Source organism: Microbacterium sp. LMI1x-1-1.1, from assembly GCF_040676205.1.
Classification (GTDB): Bacteria; Actinomycetota; Actinomycetes; order Actinomycetales; family Microbacteriaceae; genus Microbacterium; species Microbacterium aquilitoris.
Genome location: NZ_JBEGHM010000001.1, coordinates 149,451 through 166,837, shown reverse-complemented (window position 1 = coordinate 166,837; position 17,387 = coordinate 149,451). Strand labels below are relative to the sequence as shown.

Below are 17,387 nucleotides of genomic sequence, written 5' to 3'. Positions count from 1 at the left end.
GGCGTCCGGCCTGGCGGGTGTCTCGAACCGCGCGGTTCAGGGGCGCGTGTCGACGGCGACGATACGTCGGGACTGAATACGGAACGCCCCGTGGGCGGAAGGGAGGCGCGCTGATGCTGTACGCACAGACACCCGCGCACGAGAAGCGCCGTCTGTTCCGCGAGCGGCTCGCGACGGGGGAGCTGCTGCGCTTCCCCGGCGCGTTCAACCCGCTGTCGGCCCGCCTCATCGAACGGAAGGGCTTCGAGGGCGTCTACATCTCGGGCGCCGTCCTCTCCGCCGATCTCGGGCTCCCCGACATCGGACTGACGACACTGACCGAGGTCGCCGCCCGCGGCCAGCAGATCGCCCGCCAGACGGAGCTCCCCGCGATCATCGATGCCGACACGGGGTTCGGCGAGCCCATGAACGTGGCGCGGACGATCCAGACCCTCGAGGACGCCGGCATCGCCGGTGCGCACATCGAGGATCAGGTGAACCCGAAGCGCTGCGGCCATCTGGACGGCAAAGCGGTCGTCGACGAGGACACGGCACTCAAGCGCATCCGCGCCGCCGTCGACGCGCGTCGCGACCCGAACTTCCTCGTGATGGCGCGCACCGACATCCGGGCCGTCGACGGGCTGGATGCCGCGACCGACCGCGCGCGCAAACTGGTGGATGCCGGCGCCGATGCGATCTTCCCCGAGGCGATGCGGACCCTCGAGGAGTTCGCCGCCGTGCGCGAGGCGGTCGACGTGCCGATCCTCGCGAACATGACCGAGTTCGGCAAGAGCGACCTGTTCACGGTCGACCAGCTGCGGGACGTCGGGGTGAACATCGTGATCTGGCCGGTGTCGCTCCTGCGCATCGCGATGGGCGCGGCCGAGCGTGCGCTCGATACGCTGATCGACGAGGGGCACCTGACGTCCCGCCTCGGCGAGATGCAGCACCGCGCCGACCTGTACGACCTCATCGACTACGAGTCGTACAACCACTTCGACACGAACGTCTTCACCTTCCGCATCGACCGCTGACGGTCGACGAACAGGAGCGAACATGAGCGACCCCGACATCAAGAAGGGCCTCGCCGGCGTCTACGCCGACACGACGGCGATCAGCAAGGTCAACCCCGAGACCAACTCCCTGCTGTACCGCGGGTATCCCGTACAGGAGCTCGCGGCGACGCAGCCGTTCGAGGCGGTCGCCTACCTGCTGTGGCACGGCGAACTGCCGACCGGCGACCAGCTCGCCGAACTGCAGGCGGTCGAACGGGCGAACCGGGCGCTGCCCGCCGACATCCGCTCCTTCATCGACGCGATGCCGACCTCGGCGCACCCGATGGACGAGGCGCGGACGGTCGTCAGCCTGCTCGGCGCGTTCGAGACCGCGGGCATCGCGAACGTGCTGGATGCCGCGGGGACGCCGGCGGAGAACCTGGACCGCAGCATCCGCCTGTTCGCGATCCTCCCCGCCGTCGTCGCGTACGGTCAGCGCCGCCGCCGGGGGCAGGAGATCGTCGAGCCGCGTGAGGACCTCGGGTACGCCGCGAACTTCCTCTGGATGACCTTCGGCGAGGAGCCCGACGAGGCCGTCATCGACGCGTTCAACCGTTCGATGGTCCTCTACGCCGAGCACTCGTTCAACGCGTCGACGTTCACCGCCCGCGTGATCGCGTCGACGCTGAGCGACCTGTACTCGTCGGTGGTCGGTGCGATCGGCGCGCTGAAGGGACCGCTCCACGGCGGCGCGAACGAGGCCGTCATGCACATCTTCGACGAGATCGGCTCGGCCGACGCCGTCGTGCCGTGGCTCGACGAGGCCCTCGCCGCCAAGCGCAAGATCATGGGCTTCGGCCACCGGGTCTACAAGCGCGGCGACTCGCGCGTGCCGACGATGAAGGCCGCGCTCGACACACTCGTCGAGCACTACGACCGGCCCGACGTCGCCGAGTTGTACGAGACGCTCGAGTCCGAGTTCGTCTCGCGCAAGGGCATCTACCCCAACCTCGACTACCCGTCGGGCCCGGCGTACAGCCTCATGGGCTTCGACACGCTGACGTTCACGCCGCTGTTCATCGCCGCCCGCATCACCGGGTGGGCGGCGCACATCATGGAACAGCAGGCATCCAACGCCCTCATCCGCCCCCTGGCGGCGTACAGCGGTTCGGTCGAGCGGCACATCGAGGGTTACGTTCCGGATGCCGCCGAGGTCGAGGCGCTGGAGCGGCCGGAGGAGGCCGCGGGCTGATATTTTCCCACGCGGACGCGTGGGCGTGGTATCCAGGAGGTCCTGGCGATGGAGCAGGGCTCATCTGTGACGCGCCGGGAGATCCTGGGGTGGTTCTCATGTCATATCGTCCTGTGCGGAGGTGGGCGAGAGTCCACGCCGTTGTCGCCATGCTGGCCGGGGCCGTCGTCCTCGGCGCGCTGACCGCGGCGCCGTCGAGTGCCGTCTCGGAGAATCCGCGCCTGTTCTGCGATCTGCCCGGGCAGAAACTCGCGATCTCGCCGATGAATCTCCTCAAGGCGGGCCAGCGGATCTGGTGGAAGACGAGCCTGACGGGCGAGTACGCCAGCACCCTCTCGGGTGAATACGTCGGCAAGCTGTACAACGCGCTGGGGGCGGACACCGCGGGCCAGCCGCGGGACCTGCTGCTGGTGAGGCTCGATGGCATCAACGGCGAGCCGGGCGAACTCGACACAGGAGTATGGGCCGGGATGTCCGGCTCACCCGTCTACGACGACCGGCAGAGACTCATCGGAGCGATCTCCTACGGATTCAGTTCGCTGCCGAACAACGTGGTCGGCGTCACTCCCGCCGCGTACATCAAGTCGCTCGGCGTCCTGCCGGCGTCCAAGACCCTCGGCCGCTCGCAGACCGAGAGCGTTGAGGACATGGTGAACGAGCCGTCGACCGCGCGCAGTGCCACCCTCAAGCGCATCGACCCGGTCCGAGTGACGATCGGCTCCTCGGCGTCCGACATCGATGAGACGACAACCCGGCTGAGCGATCGCATCGACGGATTCCGGGGCGTTGCCGCGACCGGGCGCGCGGTCCCCGGCGGGGAGTATCGTGCACGCGATTATCCGATCCTCGCGGGCGGCAACATCGCGGTGTCGTATGGGTACGGCGCGATCACCGAGGCCAGCGTCGGCACCGTGACCGCTGTCTGCGGCACGGAGGTCTTCGCTTTCGGTCATCCGAGCAGCGGCAACTCGAAGCTGTCCGCCAACATCCACGGCGCACTGACCGCGCGGATTGTTCCGGATCCGGAGGGCTCCTACAAGCTGATCAGTGCGATCGGCAAACCGAAGGGCAAGCTCGTCGAGGATCGGACCGTCGGCGTCCGCGCGAAGTTGGGGATCATCCGCCCGACGATCGAAGTTCGCACGACCAGCGCGTATGGGGATGTGAAGAACGCCATGACCACGAATGTCTCGGAGCAGCAATTCGTCGCGAGCGCGGCGTACACGCAGCTCGGGAACGAGGTCGTCCGCATGCTCGACAACGTGCAAGAGGGTTCTGCCCGGGTGGAATGGAGAATCACCTACCAGCGTGCCGACGGAAGTACAGCGATCCTGAAGAACGCCAATCGGTATTCGAGCAAGACGGATCTGCCGTACGTCGTCGGTGAGGGCGTCGCCAACGACGTGGCTGCCTTGCAGAGCAACTCTTTCGAGGAGGTCCGGATTCAGTCAGTCCATGTCTTGACGCGTTTCGAGTCGGACCACCGGATCGCGAAGGTGGGCGGTGTGCAGATGCTCAAGGGCGGTAAATGGGTGACGGTGGAATCGGGCAGTGTCACCAAAGTCGCTCGCGGCGGGTCGTATTCGTTCCGCGCGGTGCTCAGCCCTGCCCCGGGAGCGGAGAAGGTGACGGAGTACGCGCCGTTTACGCTGACGGTGCCGAGGGATGTGCGCAGCACGTACCAGGTCGAGCTGTTCGCTCCGGATGCCGATGACGAGTTCGGGGGAGAAGGGCCCGCGCCGCGGACCTTCGCGCAGTTCGTCGCGGGGCTCGACGACAACCATCGTTCCGATGTCGTCACGCGGGAGGTGTCCTACACGTCGACGGCGGGCCCGCGGAAGGCGAGCGAGGCCACGATCGTGACACCCACGGTGCTGGTCGCGAACGGGGCATCCGTGTCCGTGCGGTTCGAGGTCCCCGCGGCACGCTGATTTTCCCCACCGGGACGCCCCACGTGGTATTCAGGACATCTGCATGACCAGTGGCCGAGCACCTTCGGTCTCGGCGCGCACACGTCACCCTGGGGGGAACGCACCATGTCATACCGTCCTGCGCGGAAATCGGGGGTCTCGCGCGTCGCCGTGGCGACCGCTGCCGCCACCGTCCTCATCGCGTCACTCACGGCGGCGCCGGCGAACGCCGTCTCGTCGGACCCGAACCTCTTCTGCGATCTGCCGGGCCAGCGCCTGGCGATCTCGCCCATCAGCGGCCTGAAGGAGGGTGAGCCCGTCACCTGGCGCTCCACCGTCAAGGGCACCAAGCCCACGACCTTCACCGGTGAGTACATCGGCAAGCTCGACAACGCGTTGGGGACGGATGCCGCGGGCAAGCCGCGCGATCTGCTCCTCGTGAAGCTCGACGGCGACATCGTCAACGGCACGTCGGGTTCGCTCGCCGCGGGCGTGTGGGCCGGGGCATCCGGCTCGCCCGTCTACGACGCGGACGGCGCCCTGCTCGGCGCGGTGTCGTACGGTTTCAGCTCGCTTCCCGACAACGTCGCGGGGGTGACGCCGGCCGCGTACATGAAGGCGATCGGCGCACTGCCGGCATCCAAGACGCTCAGCCCGTCGCAGACGCAGACTGTCGAGCGGATGGCCGACGAGAAGTCGACGGCTCGTCGCAGCAGCACGCTTCGCCGCATCGAGCCGGTGCGAGTGACGATCGGGACGTCGGCGAGTGACCTGGACGACGCCACCGACAGACTCAGTGAACGCATCCCCGGCTTCCGCGGCGCGGTGGCAGGCGGCCTCGCCGTGCCCGGTGGCGAGAATCGCGCGGCCGACTATCCGATCGTCGTCGGCGGCAACATCGCGATGTCGTACGGCTACGGCGCCGTCACCGAGGTCAGCGTCGGCACCGTGACCGCTATCTGCGGCACGGAGGTCTTCGCCTACGGCCACCCCGGCAGCGGCAACTCAGCTCTCTCCGCCAGCATCCACGGCGCATCGGCGGCGCGCATCGTCCCCGACTCCGCCGGCTCGTACAAGATGGTCAGCGCGATCGGCCGGGTCAAGGGCAAGCTCCTCGACGATCGGACCGCCGGCATCCGCGGCAAGCTCGGCGTGCCCGCTCCGACGATCGAGATCCGGACCACCAGCGCCTACGGCACCCTGAAGAACACGACGGTCACGAAGGTGTCCGAGCCGGGGTTCATCCCCGGCGCCGCGTACGCGCAGATGGGCAACGAGGCGGTCCGGATGCTCGACAACGTGCAGAAGGGCTCTGCGCGGGTCGAGTGGACGATCACGTATCAGCGGGCGAACGGTGCGACGGCGACCCTGAAGAACGTGAACCGCTACGCGAGCCCCTCCGAACTGCCCTACTACGTGGGTGACGGTGTCGCGAATGACGTGGCGGCGCTGCAGAGCAACCCGTTCGAGGATGTACGGATCCTGTCGGTGAACGTCCTGACGCGTTTCGAGTCGGATTACCGGGCGGCGGCTTTCAGCGGTGTGCAGATGCTGAAGAGCGGCAAGTGGGTGACGGTGGATTCGGGCAGTGTCCTGAAGGCCGCTCGTGGCGGGTCGTATTCGTTCCGTACGGTGCTCGCTCCGGCTCCGGGTGCCAAGAAGGTGACGGAGTACGCACCGTTCACGGTCACCGTGCCGAAGGATGTGCGCAGCACGTACCAGGTCGAGTTGTTCGCCCCGGACGCCGACGACGAGTTCGGTGGAGAAGGGCCGGACCCGCGGTCCTTCGCGCAGTTCGTCGCGGGGCTCGACGACAACTACCGTTCCGATGTCATCACGCGGGAGACGTGGTACACGTCGACGGCGGGGCCGAGGAAGGCCGGCGAGGCCACGATCGTCGCACCCACGGTGCTGATCGGCAATGGGGCATCCGCGTTCCTCCGGTTCGAGGTCCCGGCCACGCGCTGACGTCATCGATCCCGGCGACCGCGCCGCAGCTCATCACGGGCTGCGGCGCGGTCGTATGTACGGCGTCGGCGCGGTCTGCGAGCATGAGGCCATGGTGGACACCACGAGCACGGAGCGCATCGTCATCGTCGCCGGGGCGCGCACTCCCGTCGGCCGCTTCGACGGCGCCTTCCGAGGGACACCCGCACACGAGTTGGGCGCGCAGGCGGTGTCCGCCGCTCTCGACCGCTCGAGGGTCGACCCGTCCCGCGTCGGCGAGGTGGTGATCGGCGCGATCGGTCAGGTCGCCGGCGACGCCTACATCGCTCGACGCATCGCGCTCGCGGCAGGCCTCGCCGACGACACTCCCGCCTTCACGGTGAACCGGCTGTGCGGGTCGGGGCTGCAGTCCATCTGGTCGGCGGCGCAGGAGCTGCGCTGGGGCGGCATCGATGTCGCCGTCGCCGGCGGCGCCGAGAACATGACGCGGATGCCGTTCTACGACATGGACGCTCGCTCGGGCGCGACGCTCGGACACCGCCGGCTGCTCGACGGCACCCTCGCGATGCTGACCGATCCGTTCACCGGGCGGCACATGGGGACGACCGCCGAGACCGTGGCCGAGCGCTTCGGGGTGACGCGCGCCGAGCAGGACGCGTACGCCCTCGAGTCCCAGCGCCGCGCATCGACGGATGCCGCCCGCGCCGCCTTCGCCGAAGAGATCGTCGCCACGACGACCACCGATCGACGGCCCGTAGAGGTGACACGGGATGAGCACCCGCGTCCCGACACGACGCTCGAGGCGCTCGCCCTGCTGCGTCCGGCGTTCACCCCGGACGGCACCGTCACCGCGGGGAACGCCTCGGGGATCAACGACGGCGCCGCCGCGACGGTGCTGATGCGGGAGTCGGACGTGCGCGCCGAGGGACTCCCCGCGCTCGCGACCATCGAGGCCGTCACGACCGCGGCGCTCGACCCGGCGATCATGGGGTACGCGCCGACGATCGCGCTGCGGAAGCTCTTCGCCCAGACGGGGCTGAGCCCTGCAGACGTCGCGACCGTGGAACTCAACGAGGCGTTCGCGTCGCAGGTGATCGCGGTCATGCGCGACACGGGGCTCGACCCGGAGCGGACGAACCCCTACGGCGGGGCGATCGCGCTGGGCCACCCCGTCGGTGCGACCGGCACCATCCTGACCGTCCGTGCGGCGCTGACCCTGCAGCGCACGGGCGGAGAGTTCGCCATCGTCACGATGTGCATCGGCGGCGGCCAGGCGCTCGCTGCGCTGTTGCGACGCTGGGACGCCTGACCGAGGCATCCATCTGCGAGCATGAAGGGATGACGGATTACGCGACCATCCTCACCGAGACGCGCGGACGCGTCGGGTGGATCACCCTCAACCGACCCGAGGCGCTGAACGCCCTCAATGCGCAGGTCATGCACGATGTCGTGGATGCCGCGGAGGCCTTCGACGCCGACGCCGGGATCGGCGCGATCGTCGTCACCGGCAGCGAGCGGGCGTTCGCAGCCGGCGCGGACATCAAGGAGATGGAGGCGCTCAGCGGCAGCGAGATGCTGCTCGCGAACCACTTCGGCCAGTGGTCGCGGTTCGCAGCGGTGCGGACGCCGACCATCGCCGCGGTGGCGGGCTATGCGCTCGGCGGCGGGTGCGAGCTCGCGATGATGTGCGACATCATCCTCGCGGCCGACTCGGCTCGGTTCGGGCAGCCGGAGATCAGTCTCGGGGTCATCCCGGGGCTCGGCGGGACCCAGCGGCTCGTGCGGGCGATCGGGTCGTTCAAGGCAGCGGAACTCGTGCTGACGGGGCGGCAGCTGACGGCGGACGAGGCGGAGCGGTCGGGCCTCGTCTCGCGCGTCGTGCCGGCGGCGGAGCTTCGGGACGATGCGCAGCGCACGGCGGAGACCATCGCGTCGAAGCCGCTGCCCGCGCTGTACGCGGCGACGGCGGCGCTCGACGTCGCCGTGGAATCGACACTGGCGGAGGGGCTGCGGTTCGAGCGGCAGGCGTTCGCCGGGCTGTTCGACACCGCGGACCAGAAGGAAGGCATGGCCGCCTTCCGCGAGAAGCGCGCACCGGAGTTCCGGCACCGATGAGCGCCGTCCGCCTTGTGCGCTCCGAGGGTCTTGCGGCAGCGCCGTATGCGTATGCGGCGCACGTCGAAGCAAGGGCCGAGCTGATCTTCCTCGCAGGTGCGTGCCCGCTCGCCGACGACGGCTCGACGGTCGCTGTCGGTGATGTGGCGGGTCAGGCTCAGCGCTGCGTCGAGACGATGCTCGTCGCGCTGGATGCCGCTGGTGCGACCCTCTCCGATGTCGCGTCGACGCGGGTTCTGGTGGCTTCATCGGACCGGCACGACCTGGTGGCGGCGTGGAACGTGGTGCGTGAGGCCTTCGGTGAGCATGACGTGCCCAGCACTCTGATGGGCGTGGCAGCGCTGGGGTACGAGGATCAGCTGGTCGAGATCGAGGCCGTTGCGGCGGTCCGAGGAGGTTGAACTGCCCGCCGCAGTCGGGGCCCGACCGGGAGCCTCGCGCCCGACCGTAGACTCTGAGGCGATACCGAGGAGGAGTCAATGAAGATCGTCGTCCTGCTGAAGGAAGTGCCGGACACCTGGGGTGACCGCACGCTCGATCTCGAGACGGGGCTCGCCGCGCGTGACGCATCCGAGCGTGTCCTCGATGAGATCGGTGAGCGCGCTCTCGAAGCCGCCCTCACGTACTCCGAGGCGAACGAGGGCACCGAGGTCGTCGTCATGACGATGGCATCGGATGCCGCGACCGCCTCCCTCCGCAAGGGGCTCGCGATGGGGGCTCACTCCGCCGTCCAGGTCACCGACGATGCGCTGCGCGGCGCCGACCTCGGCGTCACGGCCCGCGTCCTCGCCGCAGCTCTCCGCCGCACCGGCTTCGACCTCGTCATCACCGGCAATCTCTCCACCGACGGCGCCGGCGGCGTGCTCCCCGCGATGCTCGCCGAGCACCTCGGCGTCCCGCAGGCCACCGCTCTGTCCGCCGTCGAGATCACGACGGATGCCGTCAGCGGCACGCGCGCGACGGACTTCGGCACCGCGTCGGTCACCGCGACGCTGCCCGCCGTCATCTCGATCACCGAGGCGCTGCCCGACGCTCGCTTCGCCAACTTCAAGGGCATCATGGCGGCGAAGAAGAAGCCGTTCGAGGTGCTGTCGCTCGCCGATCTCGACGTCGACGTCGACCCGGCATCCGCCCCGCAGTCGATCATGACCGCGGTCGCGCAGAAGCCGCCGCGGCAGGCGGGGACGAAGATCGTCGACGAGGGGGATGCCGGCGAGAAGCTCGCAGCCTTCCTGCTCGAGAACCGGCTGGCGTGAGAGACCGAGGAGAACATCGTGACCGACTTCGCCCCTGACGCAGTCCTCGTCTGGCTCGACGTGACCCCCGGCGGAGACCTCGCCGCTTCCGCAGCTGGGCTCATCGGCGCCGCCGCCTCGATCGGCACCCCTGTGGTCCTCGTCGTCGCCGACGAGTCCCGGCACGCCGACCTCGCCGCCGCGGCCGGATCCCTCGGCGCGTCGACCGTTCTGACCGCCGGGCTCGGCGGCGCCGACGCCGCGCTCACGGTGCCGATCGTCGACGCGGTGGCCGCGGCATCCGCTCTCGTGCAGCCTGACGCCGTCCTCATCTCGAACTCCATCGAAGGCCGGGACGTCGCGGGACGGTTCGCTGCCCGGACCGCTGCGGCCCTCTGCGTCGACGCCGTGGGCGTCTCGCGCGACGACGACGGCGTGCTCGCGCAGCACTCCGTCTACGGCGGCGCCTACAACGTCATCGCGGGGGCGACGTACGGACCGCTCGTGGTCACGGTCCGGCAGGGGTCGATCGATGCGCGGGCCGAGGCCGTCGACGCGCCGACGATCGTCGGACTGCAGGTCGAGGCATCCGGAGCGCCCGCCGCCACCGTCACGGGCTTCGACGAGGCGGTCGCCGCCTCGAGCCGCCCGGAACTCCGCGGCGCGGCGAAGGTCGTGTCGGGCGGGCGCGGGCTCGGCTCGGCCGACCAGTTCTCCCTCGTCGAGCAGCTCGCCGACGCTCTGGGCGCGGCCGTCGGAGCCTCCCGCGCTGCAGTGGATGCCGGTTACGTCCCCTACTCGTACCAGGTCGGCCAGACCGGTGTCTCGGTGTCACCGCAGTTGTATGTCGCACTCGGCATCTCGGGCGCCATCCAGCACAAGGCGGGCATGCAGACGGCGAAAACCATCGTCGCCGTGAACAAAGATGGAGAGGCACCGATCTTCGACATCGCCGATTTCGGTGTCGTCGGAGACCTGTTCACCGTCGTGCCGCAGCTGATCGCGGCGCTCGAGGCGGGAAAGAAGTAGGAGCGGATGGCGACATACGCGCGTTCCGTGCGCCGCGGACTCCCGCGCGCCTCCGGCGGCGACCCCTGGCCGCCCGCCGAGGAGGCCCCTGCGCCGGTGGCCGGCGCACCGACGCCGGTCGACCCGCCCGCGCCCGTCGACCCGCCCGCGCCCGGCGCGCCACCCGTTTCCGTCGAGCCGACGGAAACTGCGCCCACCGGTACCGCGTCGATGCAGAACGCGTCGGCTCGAGGTGCTGCGACGCGCCGGGGGCTCCCGCGCACGCCGGGTGGCGAGGCCTGGCCGCCCGCGGCGTCGACGGCGCCGGATGCCGCGACCCCGGCCTTCCCCGCCGTCGAGAACCTGCCTCGCGAGGCTCATGGCCACGGAGCGGACCCGGTCCTCGTCGACGCGGCTGAGCCCGCGGCATCCACCCCCGCGGCCTCCACAGTCGCAGCCTCCACCGTTGCGGCCTCCGCAGCCGCGGCCTCGGCGGACGACGCAGGCTCCGGCGCGGTCCGCCGCGGCCTCCCGCGCGCCGCCGGCGGAGACGCCTGGCCCCCCGCCGAGACCACGCCCGCCCCGCGCGCCGCGCCTCCCTCTCGCGAGACTGCACGTGGGGGCCCAGACAGCGGTCTCGCGCCGCAGTCTCGGAGCGCGGATGCAGTCTCGGCGTCCTCGGAGCTCGAGCCCGCGGCCGCCACCCCGGAGCCCGCGCCCGCCGCCCCGGCCGCCGCCGCGCCGGCCACGCCGCGCGCACCGCTCGCCGAACGGCCGCTCGCGCACGCCGGCGTCGCCCGGCGGCCGGCCGCGAAGCCGAACCCCGCGCGCATCGGCCCGTTCACGAAGGTGCAGTGGGCCGGCGTGGTCGTCCTCGGCGGCGCGGCGGTCCTCTACGTCGCGGCGATGGCGGTCCTCGCCGTCCGGTGGATCCTCAGTCTCGAACCGCTGCAGGACTTCCTCACGACCTACCCGGGCGAGTACCACCTGCCCGAGGGGGCGCCCGTCGGGTTCCCCGCGTGGCTCAACTGGTCGCACTTCCTCAACGCGTTCTTCATCGTGCTCATCATCCGCACCGGGCTGCAGGTCAGGTCCGAGAAGCGCCCCGCGGCCTTCTGGATCTCGAAGAAGGACCGCAAGCGTCGCATGAGCCTGACGCTCTGGCTGCACCAGGCCCTCGACGTCCTGTGGCTAGCCAACGGTGTGATCTTCGTCGTGCTGCTGTTCGTGACCGGCCAATGGATGCGGGTGATCCCGACCTCGTGGGAGGTGTTCCCCAACGCGGTGTCGGCGGCTCTTCAGTACGTCTCACTGGACTGGCCGACCGAGAACGGCTGGGTGAACTACAACGCGCTCCAGCAGCTCGCCTACTTCGCCACTATCTTCATCGCCGCCCCCCTCGCCGCGATCACGGGTTACCGCATGAGTGCGGTGTGGCCGAAGCAGGCGACGACGCTGAACCGGATCTACCCCGTCGAATGGGCGCGCAAGATCCACTTCCCGACGATGCTCTACTTCGTCCTGTTCATCGTCGTCCACGTCGCTCTCGTGCTGTCGACCGGGGCTCTCCGGAACCTCGGCCACATGTACGCGGCGACCGGTTCGACCGACCCCCAGGCGTACGCCGACAACTGGACCGGCTTCTGGTTCTTCGCGCTCTCGATCGCGGTCACCGTCGCGGCCTACGTCGCGATGCGTCCGCTCGTCGTCGCCCCGATCGCCCGCCTGTTCGGCGAGGTCAAGAGCCGCTGACGCAGCCCGGCGCGCGCGTCGGGTGACACATGCACGACCGGCGGCGCTGGTGTCGCCGCCGTGCGCCGCGCAGGCGGCATCCGCCCCACCGGTCGTGCATCCCTCGCCTCACCGGCGCAGCCGGAACAAAGTCCGACGGCGCGGCATCCGAAACGGGATGCCGCGCCGTCGAGTCTCGCGCTCGTGCGTCAGCGCACGAAGCGGACTTCCGTCAGCGTCTCGCCGAGGAAGGGTTCGGTGTGGTTCGCCCCGTCGAGCGTGAACCCGTTGCGCGTGTAGAACCGGTGCGCGCGGGGGTTGTCCTCGGCGACCCAGAGGTACAGGTCGGTGTCGTCCTCGGGCACGACGGCGTCGAACAGGCGCTGGCCGATGCCGGTGCCGTGCCACGCGTCGAGGAGGTAGATGAAGTACAGCTCGCGGTTGCGCGGTGCGTCGCGGTCGCGGGCGGGGCCGGACCCGGCGAAGCCCACGATCTCGCCGTTCACGAGGGCGGCGACCATGCGGAAATCGGGGCCCTGCTGAGCCCAGTGGGTCCACAGCTCGGCGAGTCGGCGGGCCGACACGTTCTCGAGGGCGGCCTTGCTGATGAGGTGGTCGTAGGTCTCGTGCCAGCACGTCGCGTGCACACGGCCGAGGGCTTCCGCATCCACGTCGCGAACGGGACGGACGACGGTGTCGGTCTGCAGTTCGGGCTCCATGGCCAGACTCTACGCACGGCCCGTCGGATCGTGAAATCGACAGTGGCGGGCCTGCGCGGGCCGCGCCGGCACTGTCGACAAGCGACAACGGATGCCGCACTGTGCGCGTGTACATGGCTAGGCTCACCGCTCGTGAACGTATGGTGGCGGACCCTGTTGACCCTGATGCGCGCGCGGGTGATGTACCGTCGCCGCGGACCGATCCCGCCCGATGCCGTCGGTCGCATCCGGCTCCGGACCCTGCCGACCGACATCGACCTGCTCGGCCACATGAACAACGGCCGGTACGCGTCGCTGTTCGATCTCGGCCGGTTCGACCTGCTGACCCGCACCGGCATCTGGCAGACGATGAACGAGCGCGGCTGGTACGGCGTGGTCGCGAGCGAGACCGTCACCTTCCGGAAGTCCCTCCAGCTGTGGCAGCGGTTCACCGTCGAGAGCCGCATCATCGGCCACGACGACAAGGCCGTCTTCCAGATGCACCGTGCCGTGGTGAAGGGAGAGGTCTACGCCGAGATGATCCTGCGGGTCCGGTTCCTCCGCCGCACGGGCGGGATCGTGCCCCTCGAGGAGCTCTTCGACGCCCTGCACCGCCCCGACACCCTGGCTCCGATCCCGCAGTGGATCCAGGACTGGGCCGCGGCATCCGCTCTGCCTTCGACGCGTGCGGAAGCGCCGAGCATCTGGCCCTAGCGCCCGGCCCTCGCGTGTCCCGCCGCGCGCGCCCGAGGCGCCCTTAGGCTGAGCCTCATGTCGGACACGTCTGCCGCGCCACAAGCGCCCACCGCCGACCTCGCCGAGCGGGCCATCGCCCTCGCAGAGCGCTGGGTCGCCGAATCCGCCGAGGTCGCTGTCGACCCCGCCGCCGAGCGTCTCGCGGGGGTGCTGAAGGACCCCAACGGCCTGCCGTTCACGCTCGGTTTCGTCGACGGTGTCATGCGGCCGGAGTCGTTGACGGCCGCGGCGACGAACCTGCAGCGGGTCGCCCCGCTCGCGCCGGCCTTCCTGCCCTGGTACCTGCGGGCCGCTGTCCGTGCGGGGGGTGTCGTCGCGCCCCTGCTTCCGACCCCGGTCGTCCCGATCGCCCGACGCGTGCTGCGCGAGATGGTCGGCCACCTCATCGTCGACGCCCGCCCCGACAAGCTCGGCCCGGCGCTCCAGACGCTGCGCGAGTCCGGCGCGCGCCTGAACCTCAACCTCCTCGGCGAAGCCGTCCTGGGCGAGTCGGAGGCGCTCCGTCGCCTCGAAGGCATCCACGAGCTCGTCCGCCGAGACGACGTCGACTACGTCTCGGTCAAGGTGTCGGCCATCGCCAGTCACCTCTCGATGTGGGCCTTCGACGAGATCGTCGAGCGCGTCGTCGAGCGGCTGCGTCCCCTCTACCTGTCGGCGGCGGAGGACGGCACGTTCCTCAACCTCGACATGGAGGAGTACCGCGACCTCGACCTGACGATGGCCGTGTTCATGCGCGTCCTCGACGATCCGCGCCTGCGCGACCTCGAGGCCGGCATCGTGCTGCAGGCCTACCTGCCCGACGCCCTCCCCGCCCTCCGCACGCTGACCGCGTGGGCGCGCGAGCGCGTCGCCGCGGGTGGTGCGCGCATCAAGATCCGTCTCGTCAAGGGCGCGAACCTCGCGATGGAGCACGTCGACGCCGTCATGCACGACTGGCCGGCCGCTCCGTACGACACCAAGCTCGACACGGACGCGAACTACGTCCGCTGCCTCGACGAAGCGCTCCGCCCCGAGAACACCGAGGCCGTGCGCATCGGCGTCGCCGGCCACAACCTCTTCCACATCGCGTACGCCTGGCTGCTCGCCGGTCAGCGCGGCGTGCAGCGCGACCTCGAGGTGGAGATGCTCCTCGGCATGGCGCAGGGCCAGGTGCAGGCCGTCGCGCGCGAGATCGGGCACGTCCTGCTGTACGTCCCGGTGGTGCGCCCCGACGAGTTCGACGTCGCCATCAGCTACCTCGTCCGCCGTCTCGAGGAGAACGCGTCGAGCGAGAACTTCCTCTCCGCCGCGTTCGACCTCGCCTTCGACCGCGCCATGTTCGTCCGCGAGCGCGACCGCTTCACGGCGTCGCTCGAGCGTGCCGCCGACCGCGCGCTGATCACGGGCCCGCGGCGCCGCCAGGATCGCACCGCGAACCCCGACGCCGGTGAGAACGCGGCGACGACGGATGCCGCCCCCGCGACCGACGCCGACGACGCCGCTCTCACGCAGGTCGTCCTCGGGATCGCGGCCAGGGACTCCCGCCCGACCGACCTCGGCGAGACTCAGCCCGCCGATGCCACCGGACGTCCCGCCCTCTTCGGCGGCGACGCGTTCGTCGAGACCGCCGTGTTCTCCTCGCGCGAGACCGCGGTCTCCGCGGGTGCCCCCGGCTTCCGCAATACGGCCGACACCGATCCGGCGCTCCCCGCGAACCGTGAGTGGGCGCGATCGATCCTCGGCCGGGTCGCGACCTCGACGGCGGGGGATGCCGCGATCACCGCCGCCCGCATCGGCACCGAGTCGGAGCTCGAGGCGACCCTCGGCCGGGTGACGGCGGCGTCCGACGCGTGGGGTTCGCTGCCGGCTGCGGATCGCGCCGAGGTGCTGCTGCGCGCGGCGCGTGCGCTCGAAGGCCGCCGGGGCGAGCTCATCGAGGTCGCGGCATCCGAGACGGGGAAGACCCTCGCCGAAGCGGACGTCGAGGTCAGCGAGGCGGTCGACTTCGCCCGCTACTACGCCGCGACCGCGCGAGAGCTCGACAGCGTCAGCGGCGCGGTCTTCGTGCCGGCCCGTGTGACCGTGGTCACCCCGCCCTGGAACTTCCCCGTCGCGATCCCGGCGGGGGGAGCGCTCGCCGCGCTCGCGGCCGGATCGGGTGTGGCCTTCAAGCCCGCGCCCCAGGCGCGACGCTGCGCCGCCGTCGTCGCCGAGGCGATCTGGGAGGCGCTCGACGAGGCCGGTGTCGGTCGCGACGTCCTCGCCCTGGTCGACCTCGACGAGGGTGGGCTCGGAAAGCAGCTGATCACGCATCCGGTGGTCGACCGGGTGATCCTCACCGGGTCGTTCGAGACGGCGTCGCTGTTCCGCTCGTGGCGGCCCGACCTTCCGCTGCAGGCCGAGACGAGCGGCAAGAACGCCATGATCGTGATGCCGTCGGCCGACCTCGACCTCGCGGCATCCGATCTCGTCCGTTCGGCGTTCGGTCACGCGGGTCAGAAGTGCTCGGCTGCGTCGATCGCGATCCTCGTCGGCCCGGTCGCCCGGTCGCAGCGTTTCTCTCGTCAGCTGGTGGATGCCGCGACCTCTCTCCGCGTCGGTTCGCCCGAGGACCCGCTGACCGAGGTCGGACCTCTCGTCGAGAAGCCCTCCGGCAAGCTCGCGTGGGCGCTCACGACGCTCGACGAGGACGAGCAGTGGCTCGTCGAGCCGCGCGAACTGCCGAGCGAGCGGTACGACGGTCGGCTGTGGAGCCCCGGCATCCGCACCGGGGTGAAGCCGGGGTCGCGCGTGCATCTCGAGGAGTTCTTCGGTCCGGTCCTCGGTGTCATGCACGCGCGTTCGCTCGAGCACGCGATCGAGCTGCAGAACGCGGTCGACTACGGGCTGACCGCCGGGCTCTACACGCAGAACCCCGACGACCTCGCGCTCTGGCTCGACCGCGTCGAAGCCGGCAACCTCTACGTCAACCGCGGCACGACGGGCGCGGTCGTCCAGCGTCAGCCGTTCGGCGGCTGGAAGCGCTCATCGGTCGGCGGGGGGGCGAAGGCAGGCGGCCCGAACCACCTCATCGGGCTCGGATCGTGGCGGCCGACGTCGGGCGCCGGAACGTCGTCGACGCTGCACCTGAAGGGTCTCGACTCGTCGATCACCGACGTCATCGAGGCCGCGCAGCCTGCCCTCGGCTACGAAGCGTTCGAGTGGCTCCGCCGGGCCGCTCTCTCGGATGCCATCGCGTGGAACCGCACCTTCGGCAAGGTCGTCGACGTGTCGCACCTGGGTGTCGAGCGCAACCTGTTCCGGTACCGGCCCGCGAGGGTCGAGATCCGTTCGACGACGGATGCCGCGCCCCAGGCGTTCGTGCGGGCGATCATCGCGGCGGTGCGCGCCGGGTCGGCGTTCACCGTCAGCACCCCGACGGGTCTTCCCGCCACGGTCCGCTCGGCGCTCACGGCACTGGAGGTTCCGGTGTTCGTCGAATCGAACGAGCAGTGGATCGCGCGGATGGCCGGGCCCGCCGCGGAGGACGGCCCGTCGCGGGCAGATCGCGTGCGGCTGGTCGGGTCCCGCGCCGAGATGGACGAGGTCGCGGGGGCGCTCGGCGTGGCGATCGCGGGCGACGCCGACCTCGCCGTCTACGCCGACGAGATGACGCAGGCGGGGCGCATCGAGCTGCTCCCGTTCCTCCGGGAGCAGGCCATCTCCATCACCGCTCACCGGTTCGGGAACCCCGATCACTGGAGCGAATCGGTCATCTGACGGACGCCGGCGGTCTGATGTGC

The 17,387-nt window shown here is 70.4% G+C and carries 13 protein-coding genes; 12 read left to right on the top strand and 1 reads right to left on the bottom strand.

Annotated elements, in window-relative coordinates; genetic code table 11:
- Nucleotides 1-113: 113 nt before the first annotated feature.
- From prpB to MRBLMI1x_RS00720, 10 genes are all read left to right on the top strand, one after another.
- Nucleotides 114-1,013, top strand: coding sequence for a methylisocitrate lyase (gene prpB, locus MRBLMI1x_RS00765; RefSeq protein WP_116227516.1), 900 nt, complete (start codon nt 114-116; stop codon nt 1,011-1,013).
- Nucleotides 1,014-1,035: 22 nt separating this feature from the next.
- Nucleotides 1,036-2,226, top strand: a complete 1,191-nt coding sequence (locus MRBLMI1x_RS00760; RefSeq protein ID WP_363454970.1) for a bifunctional 2-methylcitrate synthase/citrate synthase — start codon at nt 1,036-1,038, stop codon at nt 2,224-2,226.
- Nucleotides 2,227-2,324: 98 nt separating this feature from the next.
- Nucleotides 2,325-4,157 carry a hypothetical protein gene (locus tag MRBLMI1x_RS00755; RefSeq protein ID WP_363454967.1) on the top strand — a complete coding sequence of 611 codons (1,833 nt, stop codon included), beginning with the start codon at nt 2,325-2,327 and terminating at the stop codon, nt 4,155-4,157.
- 105 nt (nt 4,158-4,262) lie between these two features.
- Nucleotides 4,263-6,104 (top strand): hypothetical protein, encoded by a 1,842-nt coding sequence (locus tag MRBLMI1x_RS00750; protein ID WP_363454964.1) that lies wholly within the window; start codon nt 4,263-4,265, stop codon nt 6,102-6,104.
- 91 nt (nt 6,105-6,195) lie between these two features.
- On the top strand, nt 6,196-7,392 hold the full coding sequence (locus MRBLMI1x_RS00745) for a thiolase family protein (protein ID WP_363454961.1): 1,197 nt from the start codon (nt 6,196-6,198) through the stop codon (nt 7,390-7,392).
- A 29-nt stretch (nt 7,393-7,421) separates the two neighbouring features.
- On the top strand, nt 7,422-8,198 hold the full coding sequence (locus tag MRBLMI1x_RS00740; RefSeq protein WP_020098609.1) for an enoyl-CoA hydratase-related protein: 777 nt from the start codon (nt 7,422-7,424) through the stop codon (nt 8,196-8,198).
- The gene (locus MRBLMI1x_RS00735; RefSeq protein ID WP_363454958.1) at nt 8,195-8,599 is read left to right on the top strand and encodes a RidA family protein; all 405 of its coding nucleotides are present in this window, start codon (nt 8,195-8,197) and stop codon (nt 8,597-8,599) included. The genes MRBLMI1x_RS00740 and MRBLMI1x_RS00735 overlap by 4 nt, the downstream gene beginning before the upstream one ends.
- Nucleotides 8,600-8,677: 78 nt before the next feature.
- Nucleotides 8,678-9,454: an electron transfer flavoprotein subunit beta/FixA family protein gene (locus MRBLMI1x_RS00730; protein WP_020098611.1), complete on the top strand. Its 777-nt coding sequence runs from the start codon at nt 8,678-8,680 to the stop codon at nt 9,452-9,454.
- Nucleotides 9,455-9,472: 18 nt separating this feature from the next.
- Complete coding sequence (locus MRBLMI1x_RS00725; RefSeq protein ID WP_363454955.1) at nt 9,473-10,462, top strand: electron transfer flavoprotein subunit alpha/FixB family protein; 990 nt, start codon at nt 9,473-9,475, stop codon at nt 10,460-10,462.
- A 6-nt stretch (nt 10,463-10,468) separates the two neighbouring features.
- On the top strand, nt 10,469-12,193 hold the full coding sequence (locus MRBLMI1x_RS00720) for a cytochrome b/b6 domain-containing protein (RefSeq protein WP_363454952.1): 1,725 nt from the start codon (nt 10,469-10,471) through the stop codon (nt 12,191-12,193).
- 188 nt (nt 12,194-12,381) lie between these two features.
- Here MRBLMI1x_RS00720 and MRBLMI1x_RS00715 read toward each other — a convergent pair whose 3' ends face one another.
- The gene (locus MRBLMI1x_RS00715) at nt 12,382-12,891 is read right to left on the bottom strand and encodes a GNAT family N-acetyltransferase (RefSeq protein ID WP_018187424.1); all 510 of its coding nucleotides are present in this window, start codon (nt 12,889-12,891) and stop codon (nt 12,382-12,384) included.
- A 132-nt stretch (nt 12,892-13,023) separates the two neighbouring features.
- On the opposite strand from MRBLMI1x_RS00715, the gene MRBLMI1x_RS00710 reads away from it, so the two are divergent.
- On the top strand, nt 13,024-13,584 hold the full coding sequence (locus MRBLMI1x_RS00710) for an acyl-CoA thioesterase (protein WP_028497530.1): 561 nt from the start codon (nt 13,024-13,026) through the stop codon (nt 13,582-13,584).
- A 57-nt stretch (nt 13,585-13,641) separates the two neighbouring features.
- Nucleotides 13,642-17,364 carry a bifunctional proline dehydrogenase/L-glutamate gamma-semialdehyde dehydrogenase gene (locus tag MRBLMI1x_RS00705; RefSeq protein WP_363454947.1) on the top strand — a complete coding sequence of 1,241 codons (3,723 nt, stop codon included), beginning with the start codon at nt 13,642-13,644 and terminating at the stop codon, nt 17,362-17,364.
- Nucleotides 17,365-17,387: the final 23 nt, after the last annotated feature.

What these genes read in the sequence shown, in the direction of transcription:
- prpB (WP_116227516.1), top strand. Translation starts at nt 114, where the DNA reads ATGCTGTACGCACAGACACCCGCGCACGAGAAGCGCCGTCTGTTCCGC.
- MRBLMI1x_RS00755 (WP_363454967.1), top strand. Translation starts at nt 2,325, where the DNA reads ATGTCATATCGTCCTGTGCGGAGGTGGGCGAGAGTCCACGCCGTTGTC.
- MRBLMI1x_RS00760 (WP_363454970.1), top strand. Translation starts at nt 1,036, where the DNA reads ATGAGCGACCCCGACATCAAGAAGGGCCTCGCCGGCGTCTACGCCGAC.
- MRBLMI1x_RS00715 (WP_018187424.1), bottom strand. Translation starts at nt 12,891, where the DNA reads ATGGAGCCCGAACTGCAGACCGACACCGTCGTCCGTCCCGTTCGCGAC.
- MRBLMI1x_RS00750 (WP_363454964.1), top strand. Translation starts at nt 4,263, where the DNA reads ATGTCATACCGTCCTGCGCGGAAATCGGGGGTCTCGCGCGTCGCCGTG.
- MRBLMI1x_RS00740 (WP_020098609.1), top strand. Translation starts at nt 7,422, where the DNA reads ATGACGGATTACGCGACCATCCTCACCGAGACGCGCGGACGCGTCGGG.
- MRBLMI1x_RS00735 (WP_363454958.1), top strand. Translation starts at nt 8,195, where the DNA reads ATGAGCGCCGTCCGCCTTGTGCGCTCCGAGGGTCTTGCGGCAGCGCCG.
- MRBLMI1x_RS00720 (WP_363454952.1), top strand. Translation starts at nt 10,469, where the DNA reads ATGGCGACATACGCGCGTTCCGTGCGCCGCGGACTCCCGCGCGCCTCC.
- MRBLMI1x_RS00705 (WP_363454947.1), top strand. Translation starts at nt 13,642, where the DNA reads ATGTCGGACACGTCTGCCGCGCCACAAGCGCCCACCGCCGACCTCGCC.
- MRBLMI1x_RS00745 (WP_363454961.1), top strand. Translation starts at nt 6,196, where the DNA reads ATGGTGGACACCACGAGCACGGAGCGCATCGTCATCGTCGCCGGGGCG.
- MRBLMI1x_RS00730 (WP_020098611.1), top strand. Translation starts at nt 8,678, where the DNA reads ATGAAGATCGTCGTCCTGCTGAAGGAAGTGCCGGACACCTGGGGTGAC.